A 2,676-nucleotide genomic window follows, 5' to 3' on the forward strand; every position below is an offset into this window, starting at 1 on the left:
CTCAACAAATTTTAACTTTTTATTTATAATTTTTAATTAAAAAATTCAGCCAAACCTTGGCTGCATAAGCGCGTTATACTAAGGCAAACTCTACAATTACTGGGTTTCCGCCAAAAGATTCACAGCTTGAGCTAACATAACCCAACGCGCAGTCAGCCTTGATTGGGTTTCGCAATTCCTCAAAGCAACTTACAATTATAGGGAAGTAAAATTAGCGAAATCGGTTAATATAGATTGCAAGTTTTACCTAAAAATTCCATACTATTTCAATCGGAGATTAGCTGTACTCTCTTATGGCATTAAATCTAACGAGCAACAAACCCCCTGTACGTCGCCATCGTTGGTTATCCCAATTAATAGCAATAATTGCCTTAATTAACTTAGGTTTAGTATTCTTTAACTTGAGTTACATACCTTGGCGAGACTTATACTTACAATATTTACCAAAAGTAACTCAGTTGTACGATCCGTTTAAAGGTATTGAACCTCATCGAGAAACTCAAAAATATCTCGACAAAGTTAATCAATTGGAAGCGGAAATAAGTCAAATAGGATTGGAATCGCCAGAATTAGAAATCTTACTATCTGAATTGCGAAGCCTGAGTAACCAAATGATAGCGGAAAATCCATTTGCGCTGGCAAATAAAAGCGGCAATTTAGAAAAAATTAAAAACCAAATGCGCGATCGCATTGGCATGGAATCCGCCCGCGAAGCTTTTAATCAATTTTGGAGTTTGTCTTATCTCACAGAAGCAAATTGGCGGAAAGAACTGAATTTCTTTAACAGACACATTCGACCGTCGATCGAAAGTAACTACTATCGCCATATTGACACAAACGGTAAATTTGTGGATAATTTCTGGCTGATTGACTTACCTTTTGTTATCCTATTTTGCTTAGATTTTCTGGTTCGTACTTTCTCTCTCAGTCGCGCCAATCCCCAATTAAATTGGTTACAAGCAATGCTGCGACGTTGGTACGACCTTCCTTTACTGCTACCTTTTGGGAGGTGGTTGCGAGTGGTTCCAGTAACGCTTCGCCTCCATCAAGCTGATTTGATCGATCTCGAACCTATCCGCCAACAAATTAACCACGATTTTGTCGCTAATTTTGCAGAAGAAATCACCGAAGTGGTAGGAGTGCGGATGATCGGTCAAGTTCAAGAGTCAATTCAGCGGGGTGATGTGACGCGATGGTTGTTTCATCCAGAAAATCGCCGCCCCTACATTGACATCAATAATACCAATGAAGCGATCGCGATCGCCTCTCGCATCATTCAACTTAGCATCTACGATGTCATACCGCAAGTACAACCCGACATAGAAGCTTTAGTCAGTCATATCATTGCCAGCGCCCTCAATCAATCTCCTGTTTACAAACAACTTCAAAATGTGCCCGGTTTGCATAATTTAGGCAACCAGCTTACCGATAATTTAGCCAAAGATTTATCTGGCACAGCTTATAAAACCCTGACCGCAACAATCGAAGACCCCGTAGTGGCAGAATTAACATCCCGTCTGGTGCAAAACTTTCAAAAAGGTTTAGAGTTGGAGTTAAAGAAAAAGCAGCACCAAACCGTTATTCAATCCTTACTTGTGGATATGTTGGAAGAAATCAAAATCAACTACGTCAAAGGTATTGCCGAAGGCGGAGTTGAAAAAATCTTATCAGAATCCGAACAACTGCGTCAGCTTGTGCGGCAGTAAGTTAGGGATTAGGGGATAGGGACTGGGGGTGAGGGAAGAGGAGAGGAAAAAAGCTACACCACCCTAAAGAAACCGGGTTTCTCTTGGGTGGTAGCAACAATATTTTGGGATCTTAAGACAAAAAAACCTGTTTTTGGTATTATTTTAACAATGCTCTAGACCGTAAGATTTCCCCAAAACAAACAAACCAAAAATAAAGTGCAATATTAATTTCGCTGAACAACTTGGGGATACCCTCAAGCAAACCGGGAATTCCATCACCGTGCAACTTGAGCGAATCAAACATAATGCCGATCGCTAATAATCCCATACCAGTTACCAACAGAAAGTAGGGTGTAGTTTTTATCCTGTGCCTAAATGCAACCGCGTATGTTGCTGCAACAAGGGCGTATACCAGGCTAGTTACTAACTTGGGAATACGAGCAAATACTAGAAGATAAATGTGAATTCGGAAGATTTCGTTGATGAGGAATCCTCCTGTCACAAGCGCAGAAACTAAAATAAACAAGTTATTTTTACCGCGTGGTTCTATTCTTTGTATCAATGCAAAAGTAAAAGCACAAACTATCGTTGGCACAGCGCACAATAGTTGGAAAGTCCGCGTTAATAAAGCCAACTCTGGTTCTCGAAAAGTGAAGGGAGGCAGGAATAAACCTCCTATTGATGCGCCAAAGAATTTTGCATATACAACCAAAGCGGCAACGAACAGCAGAGATAAAATGTTGACTAATAAAACAGAACGGTAAATAGTCATAATCTAAGTAGTGAATTATCCATCTCCATCTTAATAAGAAATTAAAATTGTTGAAACGTTGTGGCTTTGGCTTTAATAATTTTCATAATTTTTTTGAGTTTGGGATATGGCTTTTACTTCTGTGGCATTTGCAGTACAATGCGAGCGCACAGCGGGAAGGGGTTACGCGATCGCTCACCACCTGGCTACCTCCCGAATCTGCGATCGGCACTGTTC

At 40.3% G+C, this 2,676-nt stretch carries 2 protein-coding genes; one reads left to right on the forward strand and one right to left on the reverse strand.

The genetic code is table 11. The annotated features are described in order from the left end of the window. Positions 1–293: 293 nt before the first annotated feature. A complete protein-coding gene (locus tag H6S82_RS28135) occupies positions 294–1,706 on the forward strand; it encodes a hypothetical protein (RefSeq protein WP_190463909.1) in 1,413 nt (470 codons plus the stop codon). Between the two features lie 139 nt (positions 1,707–1,845). Here H6S82_RS28135 and H6S82_RS28140 read toward each other — a convergent pair whose 3' ends face one another. Next, on the reverse strand, positions 1,846–2,460 hold the full coding sequence (locus H6S82_RS28140; protein ID WP_190463910.1) for a hypothetical protein: 615 nt from the start codon (positions 2,458–2,460) through the stop codon (positions 1,846–1,848). Between the last annotated feature and the right edge of the window lie 216 nt (positions 2,461–2,676).

The organism is Planktothrix sp. FACHB-1355 (assembly GCF_014748295.1).
Lineage (GTDB): Bacteria > Cyanobacteriota > Cyanobacteriia > Cyanobacteriales > Aerosakkonemataceae > Aerosakkonema > Aerosakkonema funiforme_A.